This window comes from Streptomyces sp. NBC_01515, assembly GCF_045040345.1.
GTDB lineage: Bacteria > Actinomycetota > Actinomycetes > Streptomycetales > Streptomycetaceae > Streptomyces.
Genome location: NZ_CP109416.1, coordinates 8184794 through 8207569 on the forward strand (window position 1 = coordinate 8184794; position 22776 = coordinate 8207569).

Genomic DNA, 22776 nt, shown 5'->3' on the forward strand with positions numbered 1-22776 from the left:
CGTTGTCGTGGCAGTCACTGTGCGACACATGAGTTCGCACAGGCAGGACACGACAGCCGGGGGGTGTGGTCATGAGGTTCTCACTGGTACCCGTGGGCCGGGCCCTGACCTGGCCCGGCCGGCGGTCACGCGACTCCCGCACCCGCCGTGCCCGCGAGGGCGTCGAGGTCGCTCTTGCGGACCCGGATCACCAACCAGGCGGTGACCAGGGCGAGTACGGCCATCGCGGCGGCAGGGATGAAGGCCGTCGCGATGCCGTGCGCGAGCACCTCGTGTCCCCAAGGCGCGGGCAGTTGGTGCGACTTGGAGAACGCCGCCTTCTGTCCCGCCGATCCGTCGGCCAGGAACTTCGGCAGCTGCTTCTTCGCCTCGTCCTTGCTGGCCGAGCCGAACACCGTGGTCAGGATGGACAGACCGAGCGAACCGCCCACCTGCTGCATGGCGTTGAGCAGCGCGGAGGCCGCGCCCGCCTCGTGCTGGGCGACACCGGAGACGGCGGTCACCGTCAGCGTCACGAAGTTCAGGCCCATCCCGAAGCCGAACACGAGCATCGGACCGAGCACTCCGCCGACGTACGAACTGTCCGAGCTGATGAGGGTCTGCCAGGCCAGCCCGATCACCGCGAGCGCGGAGCCCATGAGCATGAAGGGCCGTGGCCCGAGCACCGGCAGGAACCGCTGGGACAGCCCCGCGCCGGTCGCGATCACGACCGTCACCGGCAGGAAGGCGAGACCCGCCTGGATCGGGGTGTACCCCAGCACGTTCTGCACGAAGAGCACGATGTAGAAGAACATGCCGAACATCGCGGCGGCCAGGCTCAGCATGATCACGTAGGTGCCCGAGCGATTGCGGTCGGCGAACATCCTGAGCGGGGTGATCGGCTCCTTGGCCCGGGACTCCGTGATCACGAAGGCCAGCAGCAGGACGATCGCCGCGGCGAAGGAGCCGATGGTCAGGCCGTCACGCCACCCCTTGTCCGCCGCGCGGATGAAGCCGTAGACGAGGGACGCCATGCCCGCCGTCGAGGTCAGTGCGCCCGCGATGTCGAAGCGGCCGGTGTGCCGTTCGGACTCGTTGATGTACAGCGGTGTGAGGACGGCGATCAGTACGCCGATCGGCAGGTTGACGAAGAACACCCAGCGCCAGTCGAGCCACTCGGTGAGCATGCCGCCCGCGAGCAGACCGATCGCGCCGCCGCCCGCCGAGACCGCGGCGAAGACTCCGAACGCCCTGTTCCGCTCCGGCCCTTCGGGGAACGTGGTGGTGATGAGCGCCAGCGAGGTGGGCGACGCGATCGCGCCACCCATGCCCTGCAGGACGCGCGCGGCCAGCAACTGCCAGGGTTCCTGGGCGAGTCCGCCGAGCAGCGAGGCGAAGGTGAAGAGCAGGATGCCGGTGGTGAACACCCGACGCCGGCCGAGGATGTCGCCGGCCCGACCGCCGAGAAGCAGCAGGCCGCCGAAGGTGAGCGTGTAGGCGCTGACGACCCAGGTGAGGTCGGTGGTGCTGAAACTGAGTGCGGCTTGAATGTGCGGGAGGGCGATGTTCACAATCGTCGCGTCGAGTACCACCATGAGTTGGCAGGCCGCGATGACCGCGAGCGCGATGCCGGGATGCCCCTCCCGGCGGGCCGCTCCTGGCTTGGGGTGCTGAATCAACTGAGAGGTTGTCACTATGGGTCCCCCACAAGTGTGTTAGTGAACGCTCGCGTTCACTGTCGCGTCAACGGTAGTGAGTCCGCAACAGAGAACGCAAGCGTTCACTTAACTCGCCTTCGTGCGGCATCTCCCCGTCGCTGCCGCGTGACGCATCCCCGATCCCCATCCCCGATCCCCGGAATTCCCCATTCCACTGCTCGCTGGAGACACTCAGATGGTTACTTCGGGCTGGACGGCCGCCCCCGCTCGGACGGCCTCCCTCCGACGTCGCGGCGCCGTGCTCGAACGCGCGATCCTGGACGCCGCGTTGGAGCAACTCGGCACGGTCGGATGGAACGCCCTCACGATGGAAGGCGTCGCCGCCGGCGCCCAGACCGGCAAGGCCGCGGTCTACCGGCGCTGGTCCTCCAAAGAGGACCTCGTCGCGGACGCTCTGCAGGCAGGGCTGCCGCGCCTGAACGAGGCGCCCGACCTCGGGAACGTGCGGGAGGACCTGCTGGCGTTGTGCGTGCAGGCGCGCGACGCGATGTATTCGCGCCCCGGATACGCCCTGCGCTCGGTCATTCACGAATGCGACACCGCCCAGGCGGAGCGCTTCCATGGCGTGATCTTCGAAGGGGTCGTGGAACCGGCGATCCGACTGCTCGGAGAGGTGATCAACCGCGGAATAGAGCGTGGCGAGGTCCGCTCCGACGCCTCCAACGGCTATGTCCTGGATGCCGTCCCGGCGATGATGATGTACCGCTCGAAGATGTGCGGCAGTGAATGGGTCGACCGCGATATCGAGGAAATGATCGACCAGTTGATGCTTCCGCTGCTCCGGCCCGGTGGTTCGTGAAGCCGAAGCGGGGCGGTCTTCAGGAGGCTTGGGGAAACCCGGGTGTCGCGGAGGGGTTCCGGGCGGCGTACCCTGAGCACGCCATGCCGTACGAACCACCCACTCACACCGTCGAGCGCTCACTGCGCGCCACGACCGGGGCCAAGGTCATTGCCGGCGTCGACGAGGTGGGGCGCGGTGCGTGGGCCGGCCCCGTCACCGTCTGCGCGGCGGTCACCGGACTGCGCCGACCCCCCGAAGGCCTCACCGACTCCAAGCTCATCGCGGTCAGACGACGCACCCAACTCGCCGAGGAACTCCGCAACTGGGTCTCGGCGTACGCCCTGGGGCATGCCTCCCATGAAGAGATCGACGACCTGGGGATGACGGCCGCGCTGCGGCTCGCCGCGGTGCGTGCTCTGGAGGCCTTGCCCGTTCGCCCCGACGCGGTCATCCTCGACGGGAAGCACGATTACCTCGGGGACCCCTGGCGGGTCCGTACGGTGATCAAGGGCGACCAGTCGTGTGTGGCGGTCGCGGCCGCTTCGGTGATCGCCAAGGTTCAGCGCGACAAAATGATGGCCGAACTGGGCATCGACCATGCAGACTTCGCTTTCGCGGCCAACGCCGGGTATCCCTCACCCGTGCACAAGGCCGCACTGGAGGAGCGGGGCCCCACCCCGTACCACCGGTTGTCGTGGGCGTATCTTGATGCGCTGCCCCAGTGGCGGCACCTCAAGAAGGCCCGCAGTTGGGCGGAGGGAAACGTTCCGAAGATCGAGGGCCAGCTCGGTTTCGACTTCTGACCGTTCCATTCGCACTCATGTGCCACCCGCTGCCGCAAGCCGCACCAGTGTTTGATAAAAATCAGCTCATGCCTCTCATTCCCGAGGAGCCTCAGATTCACGAGAGTGCCCAGGGTCCCAGCGTCACTCCGGCCAGTGGCCGCGTCGCGCCGACCCCCCGCCCTGTACCCGGCCCCCGCCCCGCGGCTCCGTCGCGTCCCGGTCGCCCCGGCCCCCTGCGGCCCACGGCGCCGGCGCAACGTACGCCGCGCGACGTGGCCGTGGCCAAGCCCGGACTCTCGGGTCCGGCTGTTCCCGCCTCCTCCGACACCGCTGTGGCGACCCCGCAGATCCAGCTGATCCCGGCCTCGGCCGAGGGTGCGCTGGACGCCGCCGAGGAAGCCGTGGACCTGCTTCTGGAGGCGGGCCGTGCCCCCGGTGACGTGCTGGTGATCACCACCGGCGAACCGCACCCGTGGGCCGCCCACGAACTGTCCTTCGGTGAAGCCTCCTACTGGGCGCAGCACGACGCGCGCGACGACGTCTTCTACGCGGACGCCGCCGTCGCGGGCCGGGCGGCGTCGCGTCCCGTGGTCGTGGTCGCCGTCAACGGAGGCGCGGCCGACGTTGCCACCACCGTCCTGCCCCTGGCCCTCGGCCGGGCCGGCGCCCTGCTGATCGTCTGCGGCGACCCGCAGCAGATCAACTCGGTGATGGGCGCGGGCGTCTGAGCCCTCCGGGAACTCCCGGAAGGCTCTCGGAGGGCGACGGCGGCCAGGTGAACGCCGTCGCGACGGTCTGTGCACGGAGACGCGTTCGACGTGCGCGGATTTCTGGCGCGGTCGGTGAAGTGCGCCTACTGGGGCTGTACTTCTGTTCCGTGCGCCTTGACCGGAGTGCGGGTGACTCGGCGTCGTACGGACTCCGCAGCGATGGGGCCGTGCGGTCCGGGCGTGGAGCCCGGACCGGGTTTCAGCGGGCCGCGGCGCGGCGCAGGACCTCCGAGGCGGCGCCGCCGGTGCGGGGCAGCAGAGGCGGTACCTCGGACATGGCGAAAGGTTCCGGCGCGGAGTCCGCGCTGGGCCTACGGCCGCCGCGTCCCTCGCCGAGCACCTGCCAGCCGTCACGCGTCAGCGTGATGTAGGCCCCGCAGCGCAGCCCATGCAGGGTGCAGGCGTCACGCAGCCCCCACATCCACGCACCGTCCTCCTCCGTCCAACGCGCGTCGCCCTCACGGCAGTAGAGCAGCACGGCCGTACGCACCGGAGTGCGGCGGCGCAGGTCGTGCGGGATGACGCGGCGCAGCTGCGCGAGCAGCGCGTTGCGGAACATCCAGCCGTCGGCCGGGGCGGACCGCCGGACGAACGAGGCGCTCGCGAGCAGCCGCTCGTCCGGATCGAGGACGGCCACGATCGCCGTCGCAGGTCTCGGACGATGCCGGGAGTGCAGCCCGCTGACGACCTCGCGTGGATTGCGCAGCAACGGGATTCCGGCGGCTGCCCATTCGGAGGGTTCGAGCAGACGGGCGAGGGGGTTGGCGGAAGCGGCGGACAGGTCGGCAGACGTCGACGTGGATGCCGCGGAGGACGGAGCGAATCCGAAGGTCACGGTCCTCCCTTCGGCTACGCGCCCACACGTACGGGCGGGGTCGGATTCGGGGGAGCGCACACCGCAGCAGAGCCCTACCGGATCACGGACGAGCCGCGCGGGGAGCGGACTCCAATTCTTCCTGCCGAACTGGGATGCGGCAACGAGCAAATGGGGCCACCGACCCTTATCTGACGGACTGTGGCTTATATCCCTACCCAACGCGTCACCTGGCGACGCCTGGGACATTCGGGCACGACACTTTCGTACGCCATTGAGGTGCGGGAGGTCCAGAGGGAGCCGGTCGGCCCGGGTGCGGGGCAGGGGTCCGCGCGCTTCGCCGCGGCGGGGGATTGGGCCGTTGTCAGTGGCGTGCGGTTGCATGGGGGCATGAGCAACCAGGAGCTGCGTGCAGAAGCCGACGCCATCCTCGCCGAGCTGGTCGGTGATCAGAGCGGTACGGCGCGGCTGCGCGAGGACCAGTGGCAGGCGGTGGCTGCCCTGGTGGAGGAGCGCCGGCGCGCGCTGGTGGTGCAGCGCACCGGCTGGGGCAAGTCGGCGGTGTACTTCGTCGCCACGGCCTTGCTGCGCCGACGCGGCGCCGGTCCTACGGTGATCATCTCGCCGCTGCTCGCGTTGATGCGCAACCAGGTCGAGTCGGCGGCGCGGGCCGGAATCCGGGCGCACACCATCAACTCGGCCAACCCCGAGGAGTGGGACGACATCTACGGAGAGGTCGAACGGGGCGAGACCGACGTTCTCCTGGTCAGTCCCGAACGGCTGAATTCCGTGGACTTCCGCGACCAGGTGCTGCCCAAGCTCGCCGCTACGACCGGCCTCCTGGTGGTCGACGAAGCGCACTGCATCTCCGACTGGGGACACGACTTCCGCCCCGACTACCGCAGGCTGCGGGCGATGCTCACCGAACTGCCCGCCGGTGTACCGGTGCTGGCCACCACCGCGACCGCCAACGCGCGCGTGACCGCCGATGTGGCCGAGCAGTTGGGCACGGGCGCCGGCGAGGCCTTGGTGCTACGCGGTCCACTGGACCGGGAGAGCCTGCGGCTCGGAGTGGTCCAACTGCCCGACGCCGCGCACCGCTTGGCGTGGCTCGCCGAGCACCTGGACGAGCTGACCGGCTCCGGGATCATCTACACGCTCACCGTGGCCGCCGCCGAGGAAGCCACCGCCTTCCTGCGCCAACGCGGCTTCAAGGTGGCCTCGTACACCGGCAAGACGGAGAACGCCGACCGCCTCCAGGCCGAGATCGACCTCCAGGAGAACCGGGTCAAGGCCCTGGTCGCCACCTCGGCGCTCGGCATGGGCTACGACAAGCCGGACCTGGGCTTCGTGGTCCACCTCGGCTCACCCTCCTCGCCGATCGCCTACTACCAGCAGGTGGGCCGAGCGGGGCGCGGTGTGGCCCACGCCGATGTACTGCTCCTCCCGGGCCGCGAGGACGAGGCCATCTGGCGCTACTTCGCCGATACGGCCTTCCCGCCCGAGACACAGGTCCGGCAGACCCTCTCGGCCCTCGCCGACGCCGGACGGCCACTGTCCGTGCCCGCTCTGGAAACGGCGGTCGACCTACGACGTGGCCGCCTGGAGACGATGTTGAAGGTCCTGGACGTCGACGGCGCGGTCAAGCGAGTGAAGGGCGGCTGGGCGGCCACGGGCGCGGAGTGGGTGTACGACGCCGAGCGGTACACCTGGGTGGCCAAGCAGCGGGCGGCCGAGCAACAGGCGATGCGCGACTACGTGAGTACGGTCCAGTGCCGGATGGAGTTCCTGCGCCTGCAGTTGGATGACGAAGGCGCGGTGCCGTGCGGCCGCTGCGACAACTGCGCGGGCGCCTGGATCGATTCCTCGGTCTCAGCGGAGACGTTGACCGGGGCGACGAAGGAACTGGACCGCCCAGGCGTGGAGGTCGAACCGCGCCGCATGTGGCCGACCGGGATGGCCGCGCTGGGCGTCGACCTCAAGGGCCGTATCCCGGCGAAGGACCAGTGCTCCACGGGGCGTGCCCTGGGACGGCTCTCGGACATCGGCTGGGGCAACCGGCTGCGCCCGCTGCTGGCCGAGAACGCGCCCGACGGCTCGATCCCCGACGACGTCCTGAAGGCCGCGGTGGCGGTCATCGCCGACTGGGCGCGTTCTCCGGGCGGTTGGGCACCGAACGTCACGGACGCCTCCGCCCGGCCCGTGGGCGTGGTGGCTGTGCCGTCCCTGGGCCGCCCGCAACTGGTCGGCTCCCTCGCCCAGGGCATCGCCACCATCGGCCGCCTCCCCCTCCTCGGCACCCTGACGTACACCGGACCGGACGGCACACACGCGGCACGCCGCAGCAACTCCGCCCAACGTCTCAGGGCCCTGTCCGACGCCTTCGCCGTCTCGGGGGAACTGGCCGACGCATTGGCCGCTTCTCCGGGCCCTGTCCTGCTTGTGGACGACTACACCGACTCGGGCTGGACGCTCGCGGTCGCTGCCCGACTGCTCCGCAGGGCAGGTAGCGAGCAGGTGCTTCCGCTGGTTCTCGCGGCGGCGGGCTGAGGTTTCGTTTTCGGGACCTGGTCGTGGGTGACCTGTGGTCGGGGTGATGGCGGCGTGCGGGTGCGGTGATTCGCGCCGGGCCGGGGCGGGCTTCGGCGGCGCGGAATTGCCTTGATCGGGACGAGCTTTGGCTGCGGCGCCTGAATCGCCGCGGTCGCCCCCTCCCTGCGGGGCGACCGCACGATCGCCGAGGACGGTCCGGATTTCCCGGCCAGGTGGGCCGACTTGGCCTTGCCGAACCCCATGTGGCGTGTCCCTGACCGGACTTATCCACAGGCTCAAGCGGAACTTCGCAATCCGCGAGATCGTCGACGCATGACGAACCACAGCGAAACGACCGGATCCTCCGAAAACGGCGACATCGACCCCACCGCGTACGACCGACACGGCAACCCCGAGCACCAGCTCACCTTGCGCACTCCTGCCGAACTCGCCGACGCCCTGCCCTATCTGCTCGGGTACCGCCCCGAGGACAGCATCGTCCTCGTCGCCCTGCACGATCGGGACGGCCGGGGCAGGTTCGGCGGCAGGGCCCGGCTCGGCATTCCCGCCGGCGCGGACGACTGGGCTTCCGTGGCACGGCAGTTGGCCCACGGCCTGGTGACCGGCAGCGAGCGCAGGGGAACCCGTCCCGAGCAGATGATCGCCTACGTCTGTCAGGAACCGGCGCCGGGAGAGTCGGGGCGCCAGGTCATGGAGCGCCTGCGCCCGCTCGTGCAGAAGCTGCGCACCGAGTGCGGTCGGCTGGACGTGACGGTGATCGAGGCGCTCTGCATCTCGGACGGCCGCTTCTGGTCGTACTGCTGCGCGGGCAAGGGATGTTGCCCGGTCGACGGGTCTCCGATGGGCCTCCCCGGCACCTCCGTGCTGGCCGCTGCGGCGACCTACGCGGGACTGCAAGTGCGCGGCACGCTACGGGAGTTGCGGGCCAGGCTGCAGCCCTGGGAAACGGCTGTCGCGCTTCAGCAGGAAGTCGCGTTGGACGCCGCCGGTATGACCCTGGTTCCCAGGATCCTCGACGACGCCAGCCGAACGGACGTGGCGCAGGAGACCTTGGATCTGGCCCAGCGGATCATGCGGCGATTCGCCGCGGCACCGCACGTTTCCGGTGCCCTCCACTCGGACTTCCGCGACGACGCACTGCTCGCCCACGACGAAGCCGCCACGCTGATCCTCGGCCTCCAGGACCGCACGACCCGAGACCGCGCCGCCGAGTGGATGGAGGACGACGACGCGCTACCGGCCCTGCGCCTCTGGCGCGCGTTGGCCCGCCGCTGTGTCGGACCGTACGGCGAACACGCTGCGGCTCCGCTCACCCTCACCGGCTGGGTCGCCTGGTCGACCGGCGACGACCTGGAGGCCAGGGAGGCGCTGGCCATGGCCCTGGGCGCGGACCCCGACTACCTGTTCGCACGCCTCTTGCACCAGGCCTGCAACGAGGGCCTGGACCCGGAGTCGATTCGGCGGTGCTTGCGCGCGGAGCGGGTGGGGCGGGCGGGGGCTGCGGAAGGTGGAGAGGGGACGGGTGCGGGGAGGGGCGCGGGAGTTGGAAAGGTGGTGGGGGCCGGAGGAGTAAAGGGAGTTGGAAGGACGACGGAAGTTGGAGGAGCGGCGGGCATCGGAGGGAAGGCCGGCGCTGGAGGGGCGGCGGGCGCTGAAGAGGTGACGGGAGTTGGAAGGGCGGCGGGAGCCGGACGAGTGACGGTAGTTGGAGAAGCGGCAGGCATCGGAGAGATGGCGGGAGTTGGAGGGGCAGTGGGCGTCGGAGAGGTGACAGGAGCTGGAAAGACGGCGGGAGCCGGAGGGGCAACGGGAGTTGGAGAAGCGGCAGGCGTCGGAGAGATGGCCGGCGTTGGAAGGGCGGCGGGCGCTGGCGAGGTGACGGGAGTTGCAGGCGCGGCGGGAGCTGGAGCGATGACGGGCACGGGAGGCGCGGTCAGCGGTGCGGCGACCGCCGACAGTTCCGCACAACCGGGCGCGAGCGGTCCCGGCGACGGCCCGGCACCGGAGGCGGCCTCGCCCACAGCCTCCCGTCGTCGGCGACGCACACGTACGGCTGACGGAGCCGAGGGCCGTCCCCATCCCTCGGGTGGAAACGGCCGCCGATCCGCGACCGACGGATCCCGGCCGCGCACACCGGCGCAGGGCACCACGCGCTCCGGCAGCACACGTCCGCGCACCTCGAAGAAGGCCGATTCGCGGCGCTACGACACCTGCTCGGAGGCGCCGCAGCAGAGGAGCAACGGCATTGAGGGGGACGGGTGATCAAGGGTTGGGGGAGTGGATGGCAGCCTCGCCGGTCCAGCGGTCGGCAGGGTGCGTTCGGAGCTTGGTTCCATGCTCGGCTCCACCGGGGCGTCCAAGTGGCCGTGCTGACTCCACACGCGGTCAATGTCCCCAGCGCGCGGGCTGACGCCGGACTCGCTGAGGGGCACGCGGCGCGGGAAACGGGCGCGTGCGGCCGACCGACCGTGCGCCGGTTCGGCGGTCACCGGGACCGGGAGACCAGCGCCAGCTGTCCGCCTCCTCCGACCTCTCCGCCGCGCCGCCATTCGGTCGGCTTCCCAGGCCGCAGGCGTGACCACGAGGAGCCCGGCTCCGTTCACCTGAGTGGCGGAACGCCTGAACGGGTCGTGTCGCCGGACAGCCCTTGTCCTCCCGGAACCCTCCATCCGGCGCCGAACACGTCTGAGGCGCACAGAGCGCAGAAGAAGCCGCCCATGCACCAGCCGACTCCGCCCTCCGCCGCTGACGACCACGCCGACTCCGGTGTCCCCGAGCCGCGCCCGAGCCGGGGCACCAACCCATCGCCGACGTACCAGGGCACCAACTCCCCGCCGCCGCACACGGACATGGGCACGTCCGATACGGGCACCGTCGATCCCGAGCACCCGCCGCAACCCTCCCATCCGCCGGCAGAAGGCTGGCCGCCCGGCCAGATCCGTCGCCCATCCCCGCCCCCGCCCACATCCCTACGCCAGCCGTCTCCCCTCTCCTCACGCCTGCCGTCTCCCCTCTCCCCACGCCAGTCCTCAGCCATCTCCCCGCCGCAAAGTCCACCGCCACCCCAACCACCCCCGTCCCGCCCGACGCCCCGCCGCTCCCTCGAACTACCGCCCACCCACACCACCCTGATCTGCGTAGCCCTACCGGGCCTCGCCGTCTCCACCGAGCAAGGACAGCTGAACGGCCGGGGGTTGGAGGGGTTCTACCGCGCGGGTCGGCGCGTGCTCTCCCGCTGTCAGCTGCGGGTGTCCGGACGGGAACCACTAGCGGTGCAGGCCAGGATGACGGCCGCCGACCGCGCCCGTTTCGTGGGGACCATGAGGGTGTCCCCGGACTGCGGACCGGACCCGGACCTCGTCGTCGAGCGGACCCGGCACGCAGACGGCACCGAGCGCATCACGCTGCGCAGCGTCTCCTGGCGCCCGCTGCGCCTGCCGGTCGAGGTCGCGCTCGGCACCGACATGGCCGACCTGGGCGCGATCGCCGCAGGCAGCGCAGGACCCGAATTGCCCGCCAGCGTCCACGACTCGGGCCTGCGCTGGTCCGGCCCCACAGGGAATTCGGCGGTCACGGCCGACCCGCCGCCCGCCGACGCGCTGGCTTCCGCAGGGCTCCTGCGCTGGGAGTTCGAACTGCCACCGGGCGGCACGGTGAGCGTGGAACTCCGGGTACGGCCGGACGGCGCGGGGCCGATCCGGGCAGTGGGCCACAGCGCGACGAGTCCCCTGGCCTCCGCACGGGCGACCGGCGACGACCCCCGAGTCCCAGTGCTCCTGCGGACCAGCATCGAGGACCTCCAGGCACTGCTGCTGCGCGACCCCGCGCACCCCTCCGGCACACACCTCGCGGCCGGGGCACCCTGGCGCTGCGGTCTGGCACCGGCGGAGTCGCTCACGGCGGCGCGGATGACGCTGCCTCTCGGTACGCGGCTCGCCGCAGGCACACTACGGATCCTCGCCCGCACCCAACTCCAGCGCGCAGGAGCGCAGTTGGGCATGATTCCCGGACCGCGGCGTGACGCCGGCGCCCATCTGCCGCCGAGTTGCACGGGGACCGAGGCGACCCTGCTCTTCCCGGTGCTGCTCGCGGAGGCCCGCCGCTGGGGACTCCCGGAGCAGGAGACACGGGAGTTACTCCCCGCCGCCGAGCGTTGCCTGACCTGGCTGCGGATCGCTGTGGGCGACGGCACGTATCTGCGCGACCCGAACCCGGGTGGCCCTGTCCGCTGCGAGACGCAGGCCCACGCCCACCGGGCAGCGCTGCTCGGTGCCGATCTGCTCGATGCGTTCGGCAGACCCGGCGGTGCGGAACTGCGGCAGTGGGCCCAGGAGTTACGCACTGCCTTCCGCGCGGACTTCTGGATCGGGGACCTCGGCGGCGGGCGCCCGGCAGCAGCTCGGTTTCCGGACGGACGCCTCGTACCGCACCTCGGCGCGACCGCGGCCCACCTCCTCGACACCGGCCTCCTGGGCGGCGGCGAGTACGCGCCCGGCCTCCTGGACAAGGTGCGGGCCGAACAACTCGCCCGGCTGCTCGGCGCCCCGGCCATGGACTCGGGCTGGGGACTGCGCGGCCTGGGCGTGAAGGAGCCGGGGTACAGCCCGTTCAGTCACCGGGGCGGAGCCGTGCGGGCGGCGGAGACGGCGATCGCCGTCGCGGGTCTGGCCGCCGCCGCGTACGAGAAGGAGGCGACCTCCCTGCTGCGGGGCGTCCTCGCCGCGGCCGAGGCGTTCGGACACCGGCTCCCCGAGATGTACGCGGGGGAGCAGCGCACGGACGGGAGCGCTCCCCTTCCGCACCCTGCGGCCTGCCGCCCGGCGGCCACGGCGGCGGCCGCCGGAGTGCTGCTGCTGACCACCCTCGCGGGCATCCGCCCCGACGCCCCCGCCCGCACGGTCACCCTCCGCCCGATGCGCAGCGCGCCCCTGGGCGAGATCGGCCTCACCGGGCTGCGGATCGCGGGCGCCCCCTTCTCCGTACGGGTCGGCCGGCTCGGTGTCGCCATGGTCGAAGAGGCGGCAGACGGCCTGCAATTGGGAGTGTGACCTCGCAGGAAGCCGTATCGGAAGACGGCCGGAAACGGTGGGCGAGCCGCTCATCGCACCGAAGTGGATCAGTCATGGCGGTACCGGCGAAGGGAGTGTTTATCGTCAGGCAGACGACTATGATCGCCGCATGTCCTACGACCCGTCAGCGTATCCGCCCTTCGCCGTCACCGTGGACCTGGTCGTGCTGACCGTGCGCCGCCATGCTCTGTGCGGGCTGGCGGTACGCAGGGGCGAGCCGCCGTTCCAGGGGCGCTGGGCGCTGCCCGGCGGCTTCGTGCGGGCCGACGAAGACCTGTCGCAGGCCGCCGCACGCGAACTGGCCGAGGAGACGGGACTGCGCGCCCACGACCCGGGCGTCCCCGCCCAGGACAACGGAGCACATCTGGAGCAGCTCGCTACGTACGGCGACCCCAAGCGCGACCCGCGGATGAGGGTCGTCAGCGTCGCCCACCTCGCGCTCGCTCCCGACCTGCCCGCACCCCGCGCCGGTGGCGACGCCAGCAACGCGCGCTGGGCGCCCGTCGAAGAGCTGCTGAAGCAGGGCGGGTTCGGTCGCGACGGCGATCCGGTGGCGCCGCTCGCCTTCGACCACACGCAGATCCTGTCCGACGGGGTGGAGCGCGCCCGTTCGAAGATCGAGTACTCGTCCCTGGCCACGGCGTTCTGCCCCACCGAGTTCACCGTCGGCGAGCTGCGCCGCGTCTACGAGGCGGTGTGGGGCGTGGCGCTCGACCCGCGCAACTTCCACCGCAAGGTGACCGGCACGCCCGGGTTCCTCGTCCCGACGGGCGGTACGACGACCCGTCAGGGCGGCCGCCCCGCGCAGTTGTTCCGGGCCGGCGGGGCCACGCTGCTCAACCCGCCGATGCTGCGCCCCGAGGTGTGAGGTCGTAGCATCGCGTCGAAGTGACCGACCGAGGCGATCAACCGTTGCGGAGCGAGCCGTTCGGTGCCCGGAAAAACGGACATAGCGCGCTATCTTGCTGTGGGTGATCCAGGCCTTCGGACTGACCAGCAACGCCCGCAAGGAGCATCCGCCCGCCGTCGACGACGTCTCCTTCGAGGCACGTGCGGGCCGTGTCACCGCACTCCTCGGAGCACCGGGCGCGGGCAAGACGGCCGCGCTCGGGCTCATGCTCGAACTCCAGCAGGGACGTGGAATCACCTACTTCAGGGGCCGCCCCCTGCACCGCATCGCCCACCCGTCGCGCGAGGTCGGCGTGCTCCTGGGCGATGTGCCGGGACATCCGGCCCGATCGGTCCGCGGCCACCTCCGGATGCTGTGTGCCGCGGCGGGCGTTCCGGCCCGGCGCGCCGACGAAGTCCTCGAAGTGGTCGGCATCGTCAGCCTGCGCGACGAGCGCCTCGGCAGCCTCGCCCGCGGCATGGACCGCCGCCTCGGCCTCGCCTGCGCCCTGCTGTCCGACCCGCACACACTCGTGCTGGACGAACCCGCCGACGCGCTCTCCGCCCGCGAAAGCCGTTGGCTGTACGGCATGCTGCGCGCGCACGCGGCCCAGGGCGGCACGGTCCTGTTCACCACTGCCGACCCCAAGGAGGCCGCCCGCAGCGCCGACCGGGTCGTCACCCTGGAGCAGGGCAGACTCGTCGCCGACCAGGAGGCCGGAGACTTCGCCCGCACCCGGCTGCGCCCCCGCGTCGCCGTCCGCAGCCCACACGTCAACCGCCTCGCCGCCCTCCTCACCAAGGAGGCCCGCACCGCACACCGCTCCGTCGAAGTCGTACGTGAGGACGGCAACCGCCTTTCCGTGTACGGCAGTACATGCGCCGACGTCGGCGAGACGGCGTTCCGGCACGACATCCTCGTCCACCAACTCGCGGACGAGATCGGGGACATGGGACCGGGCGCCGGAACGACCCTCCGAGGTGAGGCGGATTCCGTCGACGATCCGCGAGTGCCGGAGGCATCATCGGCAGCCGAGATGCCATCGGCCCGCGCTGACATGCCACTTGCCGAGCCGCCGACGCGACTCACAGTTGCGTCGCCCACCGAGACGCCGACGCCATCCACCGACACGCGGCCCACCGTCGAGCCGCCCGTCGCCGAAGAACCGGACCCCGCCGCCGAACCCCAACCGCCGTACGAGGCTCACGGGGCCGCTGCAAGCGCCCCTACCACAAACTCCCGCATGGTCCCCCTCATCGACCCCGAGGAGTCGGCCGGCCCCCGCCCGCGCGCGCGTGCCCCCCGCCCCTCCCAAGTCCTCACCCCCGACACCCTGTCCCCGCTCCCGCCCCCCATCTCCGTCCGCTCCGCCCCCAGCCCGCTGCGCCCGCTCCGCTACGAGCTGCGTCGGGCCGCCGGTATCGGTACCGGGTTTCTGACCGGGGCCGCCGTACTGCTCGTGTCCGCCCTCACCGCGCTGCTGTTGGCCCGCATCGGGCACACCCCGCAGTCGCGTCTGCTGGCCGCGTGGCCGCGGGAGTTGCCCCTGCCGCCCGCGGCGCTCGGTGCGGGACTGCTCGGGGCGTTCGCGTTCGGCGACGAATTCCGCCACCCCGCCCTGGCGGCGGACCGCGGCACCGTGCCCCGACGGATGGGGCTGCTCGTCGCCAAGCTCCTCGTCTCCGCGGCCACCGCGCTGCTGCTGGCCTTCCTCACGGTGGGCTGCGACGCCGAAGTGCTCTATCTCGTCTACGGACGGGAGCTCGCGCAAGTTCCCGCGGACTGGCTTTCGATGGGCGCGAGTTGGATCGGCCTGGTCGTCGGCTGTGCCTGGGCCGGCGTTCTGGCGGCCGGCATTTTCCGGTCCACCACGGCAGGGCTCGCCGCCGTGGTCGCCGTACCGATTCTCGTCGTACCCCTCGTGCACAAGGCGTTGGAGGGGCCCGCCGTGCGGACCGCGGAAGGCCTCCCGATGCGGATGCACAAGGTGTTGCTGCTGCAGTGGCCCTTCGGAGGAGAGCGTTACCTGTCCGCGGCGGCGCGGATGATCGCCCAACCCGTGGGCGGGGCACTGGCGTTGTCGCTGACCGCTCTGCTCTGCGCGTATCTGCTCACGACCCTGCGTAGCAGGGTCCGATGACGACCGTCCGCACCCTTCGGGGTGCCGCTCTGCACACAACTCCCCGCAGAAAGCCCATTTCTTTCCGATAAGGCGTCAATTGCGACGGGGTGAGCGATCACCCTTTCGTGTGCTTTTCACCAAAGACCTCAAGGGAGTTGGGGACAGCGCCGACAAATGATCCGTGAGTACCCTTGCGCACACCATGATGACCGCCGCCCGCTCCGCAGACTCCGGTCTCGCCGGCCCGGGCGGACTCGACCGCTACCCCTATGCCGAGGCGCCCGTCACCGAGCGCCTCGGAGCCCCTTCCTGGGACGGTTCCGACCCCGAGCTGGGCCGCGTGGGCCGGCGATCCGCGGGCAACCGCGGACGCGGGCTGCACGGCCAACTCGTCCAGCAGCTGGGTCAGATGATCGTCTCCGGGGACCTGGGTGCCGACCGCCCGCTGGTGCCCGAGGAGATCGGCCAGCGTTTCGAGGTCTCCCGCACCGTCGTTCGTGAGTCGCTCCGCGTCCTGGAGGCCAAGGGCCTGGTCAGCGCCCGCCCGAACGTCGGCACGCGCGTGCGTCCCGTCAGCGACTGGAACCTCCTCGACCCGGACATCATCGAATGGCGCGCCTTCGGCCCGCAGCGCGACAATCAGCGCCGCGAGCTGAGCGAGCTGCGCTGGACGATCGAGCCGCTCGCCGCGCGCCTCGCCGCCGGCCACGGGCGCGAGGATGTCCAGCAGCGCCTCTCCGACATGGTCGAGATCATGAGCCACGCCATGGGGCAGGGTGACGCGCTGACCTTCTCCCGCGCGGACGCCGAGTTCCACTCGCTGCTCATCCAGGTCGCGGGCAACCGGATGCTGGAGCACCTTTCCGGGATCGTCTCCTCGGCCCTCCAGGTCTCCGGCGGACCGGTCACCGGCTGTGACCGCCCGACCGACGCCTCCCTGGGGCACCACGCCCGGATCGTCGACGCCCTCGCCGCCGGCGACGGTGCGGCGGCCGAGGCGGCCATGCGGCAGCTGCTCATCGTGCACCCCGAGGTGGAGCGCGTGGTGCCCGCCCCGCGCGAGCACTGACGCGCACGGGATGATCCGTGCGGTCGAGGTTTGCCGCGTTCTCGTGGCGGCGCCCGGCCGGGGCGCCCGTCTTCCGCCGGACCCCGCAGGATCCTCCAGGGAATCCGGCGGGGTCCGGCGGTGCGACGGGGCGTGGGATCTCCCTGAGGAGCGCCCGTCAAAGCCGTGGGTGACCTCCTCTGCCCGTGTCTGACCGTTTTTGAATGCTTACGGGGTGTGACTCGGGCCACGCAGATTGGGCGTAACGCTCGCGGGCACTGCGCGATGACCTAAGAGGTGACAGCCGCGGAAGGGAATACGGACGCCGTTCAAGGCGCTGTGTTTCTTCCCGGCCCCAGCCCGCGCCGTCGGCCCATCCCCAAGTCGGCGGTCGTCGGCTCCTGTCCGTACCGGACGGGGCCGGAAGCCGTTTTCCATCGTTCCGAGAGGTTGTTCGTGTCGGCCAGCACATCCCGTACGCTCCCGCCGGAGATCGCCGAGTCCGTCTCTGTCATGGCGCTCATCGAGCGGGGAAAGGCTGAGGGGCAGATCGCCGGCGATGACGTGCGTCGGGCCTTCGAAGCTGACCAGATTCCGGCCACTCAGTGGAAGAACGTACTGCGCAGCCTCAACCAGATCCTCGAGGAAGAGGGTGTGACGCTGATGGTCAGTGCCGCGGAGCCCAAGCGCACCCGAAAGAGCGTCGCAGCGAAGAGTCCGGCCAAGCGCACCGCCACCAAGACGGTCGCCGCGAAGACGGTGACCGCCAAGAAGGCCACCGCCACCGCCACGCCGGCGGCCTCCGTCGCCGACGCTCCCGTCGAGGACGACGCCGCGCAGAAGGTCGCTGCCAAGAAGACCGCGCCCGCCAAGAAGGCGGTCGCCAAGAAGGTCGCCGCCAAGAAGACGACGGCGGCGGCCAAGAAGACCAGCGCCAAGAAGGACGACGCCGAGCTCGTCGACGAAGAGGCGACCGAGGAGACCCCCGGCAAGACCGGGGACGAGCCCGAGGGTGCCGAGAGCGCCGGGTTCGTGCTCTCCGACGAGGACGAGGACGACGCGCCCGCGCAGCAGGTCGCCGCCGCCGGTGCCACCGCCGACCCCGTCAAGGACTACCTCAAGCAGATCGGCAAGGTCCCCCTCCTCAACGCCGAGCAGGAGGTCGAGCTCGCCAAGCGCATCGAGGCCGGTCTGTTCGCCGAGGACAAGCTGGCCAACGCCGACAAGCTCGCCCCCAAGCTCAAGCGCGAGCTGGAGATCATCGCCGAGGACGGCCGCCGCGCCAAGAACCACCTCCTGGAGGCCAACCTCCGTCTGGTGGTCTCCCTGGCCAAGCGCTACACCGGTCGCGGCATGCTCTTCCTGGACCTCATCCAGGAGGGCAACCTCGGTCTGATCCGCGCGGTCGAGAAGTTCGACTACACCAAGGGCTACAAGTTCTCCACGTACGCCACCTGGTGGATCCGTCAGGCGATCACCCGCGCGATGGCCGACCAGGCCCGCACCATCCGTATCCCGGTGCACATGGTCGAGGTCATCAACAAGCTCGCGCGCGTGCAGCGCCAGATGCTCCAGGACCTGGGCCGCGAGCCCACCCCGGAGGAGCTGGCCAAGGAACTCGACATGACCCCGGAGAAGGTCATCGAGGTCCAGAAGTACGGCCGCGAGCCCATCTCCCTGCACACCCCCCTGGGTGAGGACGGCGACAGCGAGTTCGGTGACCTCATCGAGGACTCCGAAGCCGTCGTCCCGGCCGACGCGGTCAGCTTCACCCTCCTCCAGGAGCAGCTGCACTCCGTCCTGGACACCCTGTCCGAGCGCGAGGCCGGCGTGGTCTCGATGCGCTTCGGTCTCACCGACGGTCAGCCGAAGACCCTCGACGAGATCGGCAAGGTCTACGGGGTCACCCGTGAGCGCATCCGCCAGATCGAGTCCAAGACCATGTCGAAGCTGCGCCACCCGTCGCGTTCGCAGGTGCTGCGCGACTACCTCGACTAGGTCGTAGTCGTACGACACGGAAGGCCCGGTTTCCCCTCGGGGAGCCGGGCCTTCGTGCTGGCCGCGGGTGCGCCGCGCGGCGTGCTGGATCACTCTGGGTCTCCCATGACCATCCCAGAGTGAGGAACGTGCATGCGTCGTCCCCTTGCCCGGGCGCTGACCCGGCCGTTGGTCCTGGCGGCTGCCGCGTCCGCCATACCGCTGGTCTCCGCGTCCCCCGTGGCCGCCGACAGCATCGTCGTCGGCGGGTTCCCGGTCGATGTCTCCGTGAGCCCCTGGACGGTGGCACTGTCCAGCCGTGACCGGTTCGGGGGTACCCGGGCGGGGCAGTTCTGCGGCGGCGTGGCCGTGGACCGGAGCACCGTGCTGACCGCGGCCCACTGCATGGGCGACGAGGTCCTGGGGGCGCCGCCGCGCCGGGCGACCGACCTCAAGGCCATCGCGGGCCGTACGGACCTGCTGTCGGACCGGGGCCAGGAGATCGCCGTACGCGATGTGTGGGTCAATCCGGACTACGACCCCGCCAGCAACGCCGGCGACTTCGCCGTGCTCACCCTCGCCGATCCGCTGCCCCAGAGCTCGGTCGTCAAGATGGCGGCCGCGGGCGACACGGCCTACCGGGCGGGCACGGCGGCCACGGTCTACGGCTGGGGCGATCTCACCGGCGGCGGCGACTACGCGGGCAGCCTGCACGCGGCGCGCCTGCACGTGCTGTCCGACGCGCAATGCGAGGAGGCCTATCCGGCAGGTGCCGACGGCACCTTCCTCTCCGGGTCCATGCTCTGCGCCGGAGAGGCTCAGGGAGGCCGTGACGCCTGCCAGGGGGACAGCGGGGGGCCGCTGGTCGCCCAGGGGCGGCTGATCGGGCTCGTGTCGTGGGGCAGCGGGTGCGGGCGGGCCGGGAGCCCTGGCGTCTACACCAGGGTGTCGGACGTCCTGCGGACACTGGGCCGCCACCGCGGCTCGCCAGGGCCGCACAAGGGCGCCTGACGGCGTCTGAGAGGCATCTGCGGGTACGAAGACGGGCGGCCCCGCTCCTGTGGTTCAGGAGCGGGGCCGCCCGTCGCCGGCCTGGGCCGGTGCTGGCTCGTCGTGGACGCGATGTGTCAGCGGTCTTCTTCAGGAGCGCTTGCTGCTGGAGCGGAGGTCAGCCGCTCCGACTCGTCCTGTATCTCAGCGGCGATCTTCTTGAGTTCCGGCTCGAACTTGCGGCCGTGGTGGGCGCAGAAGAGCAGTTCTCCGCCGCTCAGCAGGACGACGCGCAGGTATGCCTGGGCGCCGCAGCGGTCGCAGCGATCGGCGGCCGTCAGTGGGCTCGCGGGGGTCAGAACAGTAGTCACGTCGCCTCTTCTCTAGCTCGACGAGCTGTCGTACCAGGGTCAACATCCAACCAGGCCGAAAACGTTCCCGCTCGTGGCCTTTTCTCGAAAAATTCTTCCGGGGCGGCTGTCTGCTGCCGGTTGGCGGCGAATGTGCCGTATTGCGTGTCTATGTGTCTGTACGGGTTCGCGCTGTGGGGTCAGGGTCGGGTCCACCCGGCTGGATTGCCGGTTGTTCATGAGGACGTGCCCGGAGCCTAAATGGTTCATGCCCCGAAGGGAACGTGATATGTACTTCACTCCATCGAGGGATCGAACAGGTATACGACCCTGGACTAGTGTGAGGAGGAGACGAGGGTGGCGTTACAACGGCTCTACCAGGCCTCGGTACCCTCTGAGCGGCAACCGAAGCCGGGCCCTTACCCAAAAGGGCCTCATCTGAAATTCAGCGAGGAGCGAACCGCGTGACCGCCGAAACGTCCGTGCCGTCGACAGCGCTGCTGGCAGGAGCAGACCGGGACGGTTCCAACTACACCGCGCGGCACCTGCTCGTCCTTGAGGGGCTAGAGGCCGTACGCAAGCGCCCGGGCATGTACATCGGGTCGACCGACAGTCGTGGCCTGATGCACTGTCTGTGGGAGATCATCGACAACTCCGTGGACGAGGCCCTCGGGGGCTACTGCGACCACATCGAGGTGATCCTGCACGACGACGCCTCGGTGGAGGTCCGGGACAACGGCCGGGGCATCCCGGTCGACGTCGAGCCCAAGACCGGCCTCTCCGGTGTCGAGGTCGTCATGACCAAGCTGCACGCCGGCGGCAAGTTCGGCGGCGGCTCGTACGCCGCCTCCGGCGGTCTGCACGGCGTGGGCGCCTCCGTGGTGAACGCCCTGTCCGCGCGGCTGGACGTCGAGGTGGACCGCAGCGGCAACACCCATGCCATCAGCTTCCGGCGCGGTGTGCCGGGCTCCTTCGCGAACGCCGGTCCGGACGCCACGTTCGAGCCCGGCGGCCTGCGCAAGACCAAGCGGATTCCCAAGACCCGCACCGGCACGCGCGTGCGCTACTGGGCCGACCGCCAGATCTTCCTCAAGGACGCCAAGCTCTCCCTGGAGGGCCTGCACCAGCGGGCCCGGCAGACCGCGTTCCTGGTGCCCGGGCTGACCATCGTCGTCCGCGACGAGTACGGCCTCGGCGAGGGCGGCAGCAAGGGGGAGGAGTCCTTCCGCTTCGACGGCGGCATCAGCGAGTTCTGCGAGTACCTGGCGAGCGACAAGCCGGTCTGCGACGTACTGCGCCTGTCGGGCCAGGGCAGCTTCAAGGAGACGGTGCCCGTCCTGGACGACCACGGCCAGATGACGCCCACCGAGGTCACCCGGGAACTCGGCGTCGACATCGCGATGCGCTGGGGGACCGGTTACGACACGACGTTCAGGTCGTACGTGAACATCATCGCCACCCCCAAGGGCGGTACCCACGTCGCCGGCTTCGAGCAGGCCGTCGTCAAGACGATGAACGAGGTGGCGCGCGCCAAGAAGCTGCTGCGCGTCGCCGAGGACGACGTCGTCAAGGACGACGCCCTGGAGGGCCTCACCGCGGTCGTCACCGTCCGGCTCGCCGAACCGCAGTTCGAGGGCCAGACCAAGGAGGTGCTCGGTACGTCGGCGGCCCGCCGGATCGTCGCCAACGTGGTCGCCAAGGAGCTCAAGGACTTCCTGACCTCGACGAAGCGTGACGCGGCAGCCCAGGCCCGCGTGGTCATGGAGAAGGCCGTCGCCGCCGCGCGCACGCGTATCGCGGCCCGGCAGCACAAGGACGCGCAGCGCCGCAAGACGGCCCTGGAGTCCTCCTCGCTGCCCGCCAAGCTCGCCGACTGCCGCAGCGACGACGTCGAGCGCAGCGAGTTGTTCATCGTCGAGGGAGACTCCGCGCTCGGTACGGCCAAGCTCGCCCGGAACTCCGAGTTCCAGGCGCTGCTGCCGATCCGCGGCAAGATCCTCAACGTCCAGAAGTCGTCCGTCACCGACATGCTGAAGAACGTCGAGTGCGGGGCGATCATCCAGGTCATAGGAGCGGGGTCGGGCCGTACCTTCGACATCGACGCGGCCCGCTACGGCAAGATCATCATGATGACCGACGCCGATGTGGACGGTTCCCACATCCGGTGTCTGCTCCTGACCCTGTTCCAGCGCTACATGCGGCCCATGGTCGAGGCCGGCCGGGTGTTCGCCGCGGTGCCGCCGCTGCACCGCATCGAACTCGTCCAGCCCAAGAAGGGCCAGGACAAGTACGTCTACACGTACTCGGACCGTGAGCTGCGCGAGAAGATGCTGGAGTTCCAGAGCAAGGGCGTCCGGTACAAGGACTCCATCCAGCGCTACAAGGGCCTCGGCGAGATGGACGCCGACCAGTTGGCCGAGACGACGATGGACCCCCGCCACCGCACCCTGCGCCGGATCAACCTCTCCGACCTGGACGCGGCCGAGCAGGTCTTCGATCTGCTCATGGGCAACGATGTGGCCCCGCGCAAGGAGTTCATCTCCAGCTCGGCCGCGACGCTGGACCGGTCGCGGATCGACGCCTGACCGTCGCGCCGGGTTCGGGCTTGGGCTCGGGTCTGGGTCCGGGTCTGGGTCTGGGTCCGATCTGGACCCGGACCCGGGCTCCGGTTAGAGCCTGGGCTCGGAGGCTTGGCCCTGGCCCGACGCGCTCACTTCGTCTCCAACACCGCCCCGATGCGATCGTTCGGTTCCTCGCGGCGACCTGTGGCGCGATCGACCCGTTCCTGACACCTGCCCCGGCGCGGTCGCACCGTCGCCGCGACGAACTCGGCGCCGTCGCTCTGTTCCCGATCACAGACCCGGCGCCGCCGACCGGCTCCACCCGTGGGTGGAGGTCCGGGCGGTCAAGGGATCCACCCACGATCCACCC

The 22776-nt window shown here is 70.6% G+C and carries 15 protein-coding genes; 12 read left to right on the plus strand and 3 right to left on the minus strand.

Annotation, left to right across the window (positions count from 1 at the left end):
* Positions 1-125: 125 nt before the first annotated feature.
* On the minus strand, positions 126-1673 hold the full coding sequence (locus OG407_RS37060; protein WP_405863998.1) for an MFS transporter: 1548 nt from the start codon (positions 1671-1673) through the stop codon (positions 126-128).
* A gap of 199 nt (positions 1674-1872) precedes the next feature.
* Between OG407_RS37060 and OG407_RS37065 the strand changes: the two genes are divergently transcribed.
* The 3 genes from OG407_RS37065 to OG407_RS37075 all read left to right on the plus strand — a co-directional run bounded on the left by OG407_RS37065 (position 1873) and on the right by OG407_RS37075 (position 3991).
* On the plus strand, positions 1873-2496 hold the full coding sequence (locus tag OG407_RS37065; protein WP_405864000.1) for a TetR/AcrR family transcriptional regulator: 624 nt from the start codon (positions 1873-1875) through the stop codon (positions 2494-2496).
* Between the two features lie 83 nt (positions 2497-2579).
* Positions 2580-3281 (plus strand): ribonuclease HII, encoded by a 702-nt coding sequence (locus tag OG407_RS37070; RefSeq protein WP_405864002.1) that lies wholly within the window; start codon positions 2580-2582, stop codon positions 3279-3281.
* Positions 3282-3349: 68 nt separating this feature from the next.
* Positions 3350-3991 (plus strand): hypothetical protein, encoded by a 642-nt coding sequence (locus tag OG407_RS37075; RefSeq protein WP_405864004.1) that lies wholly within the window; start codon positions 3350-3352, stop codon positions 3989-3991.
* Positions 3992-4232: 241 nt separating this feature from the next.
* Here the strand turns inward: OG407_RS37075 and OG407_RS37080 are convergent, their stop codons facing one another.
* Positions 4233-4868 carry a hypothetical protein gene (locus OG407_RS37080; RefSeq protein ID WP_329349201.1) on the minus strand — a complete coding sequence of 212 codons (636 nt, stop codon included), beginning with the start codon at positions 4866-4868 and terminating at the stop codon, positions 4233-4235.
* Between the two features lie 369 nt (positions 4869-5237).
* On the opposite strand from OG407_RS37080, the gene OG407_RS37085 reads away from it, so the two are divergent.
* From OG407_RS37085 to OG407_RS37120, 8 genes are all read left to right on the plus strand, one after another.
* The gene (locus tag OG407_RS37085) at positions 5238-7397 is read left to right on the plus strand and encodes a RecQ family ATP-dependent DNA helicase (protein WP_405864006.1); all 2160 of its coding nucleotides are present in this window, start codon (positions 5238-5240) and stop codon (positions 7395-7397) included.
* Positions 7398-7712: 315 nt separating this feature from the next.
* On the plus strand, positions 7713-9662 hold the full coding sequence (locus OG407_RS37090; protein ID WP_405864008.1) for a DUF4192 domain-containing protein: 1950 nt from the start codon (positions 7713-7715) through the stop codon (positions 9660-9662).
* Positions 9663-10117: 455 nt separating this feature from the next.
* Positions 10118-12448 (plus strand): glycogen debranching N-terminal domain-containing protein, encoded by a 2331-nt coding sequence (locus OG407_RS37095; protein ID WP_405864011.1) that lies wholly within the window; start codon positions 10118-10120, stop codon positions 12446-12448.
* Positions 12449-12578: 130 nt separating this feature from the next.
* Entirely contained in the window at positions 12579-13337 is a 759-nt protein-coding gene (locus OG407_RS37100; protein WP_328678059.1) for an NUDIX hydrolase, read from the plus strand.
* Positions 13338-13440: 103 nt separating this feature from the next.
* Positions 13441-15498 (plus strand): ATP-binding cassette domain-containing protein, encoded by a 2058-nt coding sequence (locus OG407_RS37105; RefSeq protein WP_405864013.1) that lies wholly within the window; start codon positions 13441-13443, stop codon positions 15496-15498.
* A 163-nt stretch (positions 15499-15661) separates the two neighbouring features.
* Entirely contained in the window at positions 15662-16549 is an 888-nt protein-coding gene (locus OG407_RS37110) for a FadR/GntR family transcriptional regulator (protein ID WP_405864015.1), read from the plus strand.
* Between the two features lie 435 nt (positions 16550-16984).
* The gene (locus OG407_RS37115) at positions 16985-18526 is read left to right on the plus strand and encodes an RNA polymerase sigma factor (RefSeq protein WP_405864017.1); all 1542 of its coding nucleotides are present in this window, start codon (positions 16985-16987) and stop codon (positions 18524-18526) included.
* Between the two features lie 132 nt (positions 18527-18658).
* On the plus strand, positions 18659-19516 hold the full coding sequence (locus OG407_RS37120) for a S1 family peptidase (RefSeq protein ID WP_405864019.1): 858 nt from the start codon (positions 18659-18661) through the stop codon (positions 19514-19516).
* A 116-nt stretch (positions 19517-19632) separates the two neighbouring features.
* Here OG407_RS37120 and OG407_RS37125 read toward each other — a convergent pair whose 3' ends face one another.
* The gene (locus tag OG407_RS37125; RefSeq protein ID WP_033283991.1) at positions 19633-19866 is read right to left on the minus strand and encodes a hypothetical protein; all 234 of its coding nucleotides are present in this window, start codon (positions 19864-19866) and stop codon (positions 19633-19635) included.
* A gap of 443 nt (positions 19867-20309) precedes the next feature.
* On the opposite strand from OG407_RS37125, the gene OG407_RS37130 reads away from it, so the two are divergent.
* On the plus strand, positions 20310-22430 hold the full coding sequence (locus OG407_RS37130) for a type IIA DNA topoisomerase subunit B (protein ID WP_403584194.1): 2121 nt from the start codon (positions 20310-20312) through the stop codon (positions 22428-22430).
* The last annotated feature ends 346 nt before the right edge of the window (positions 22431-22776 follow it).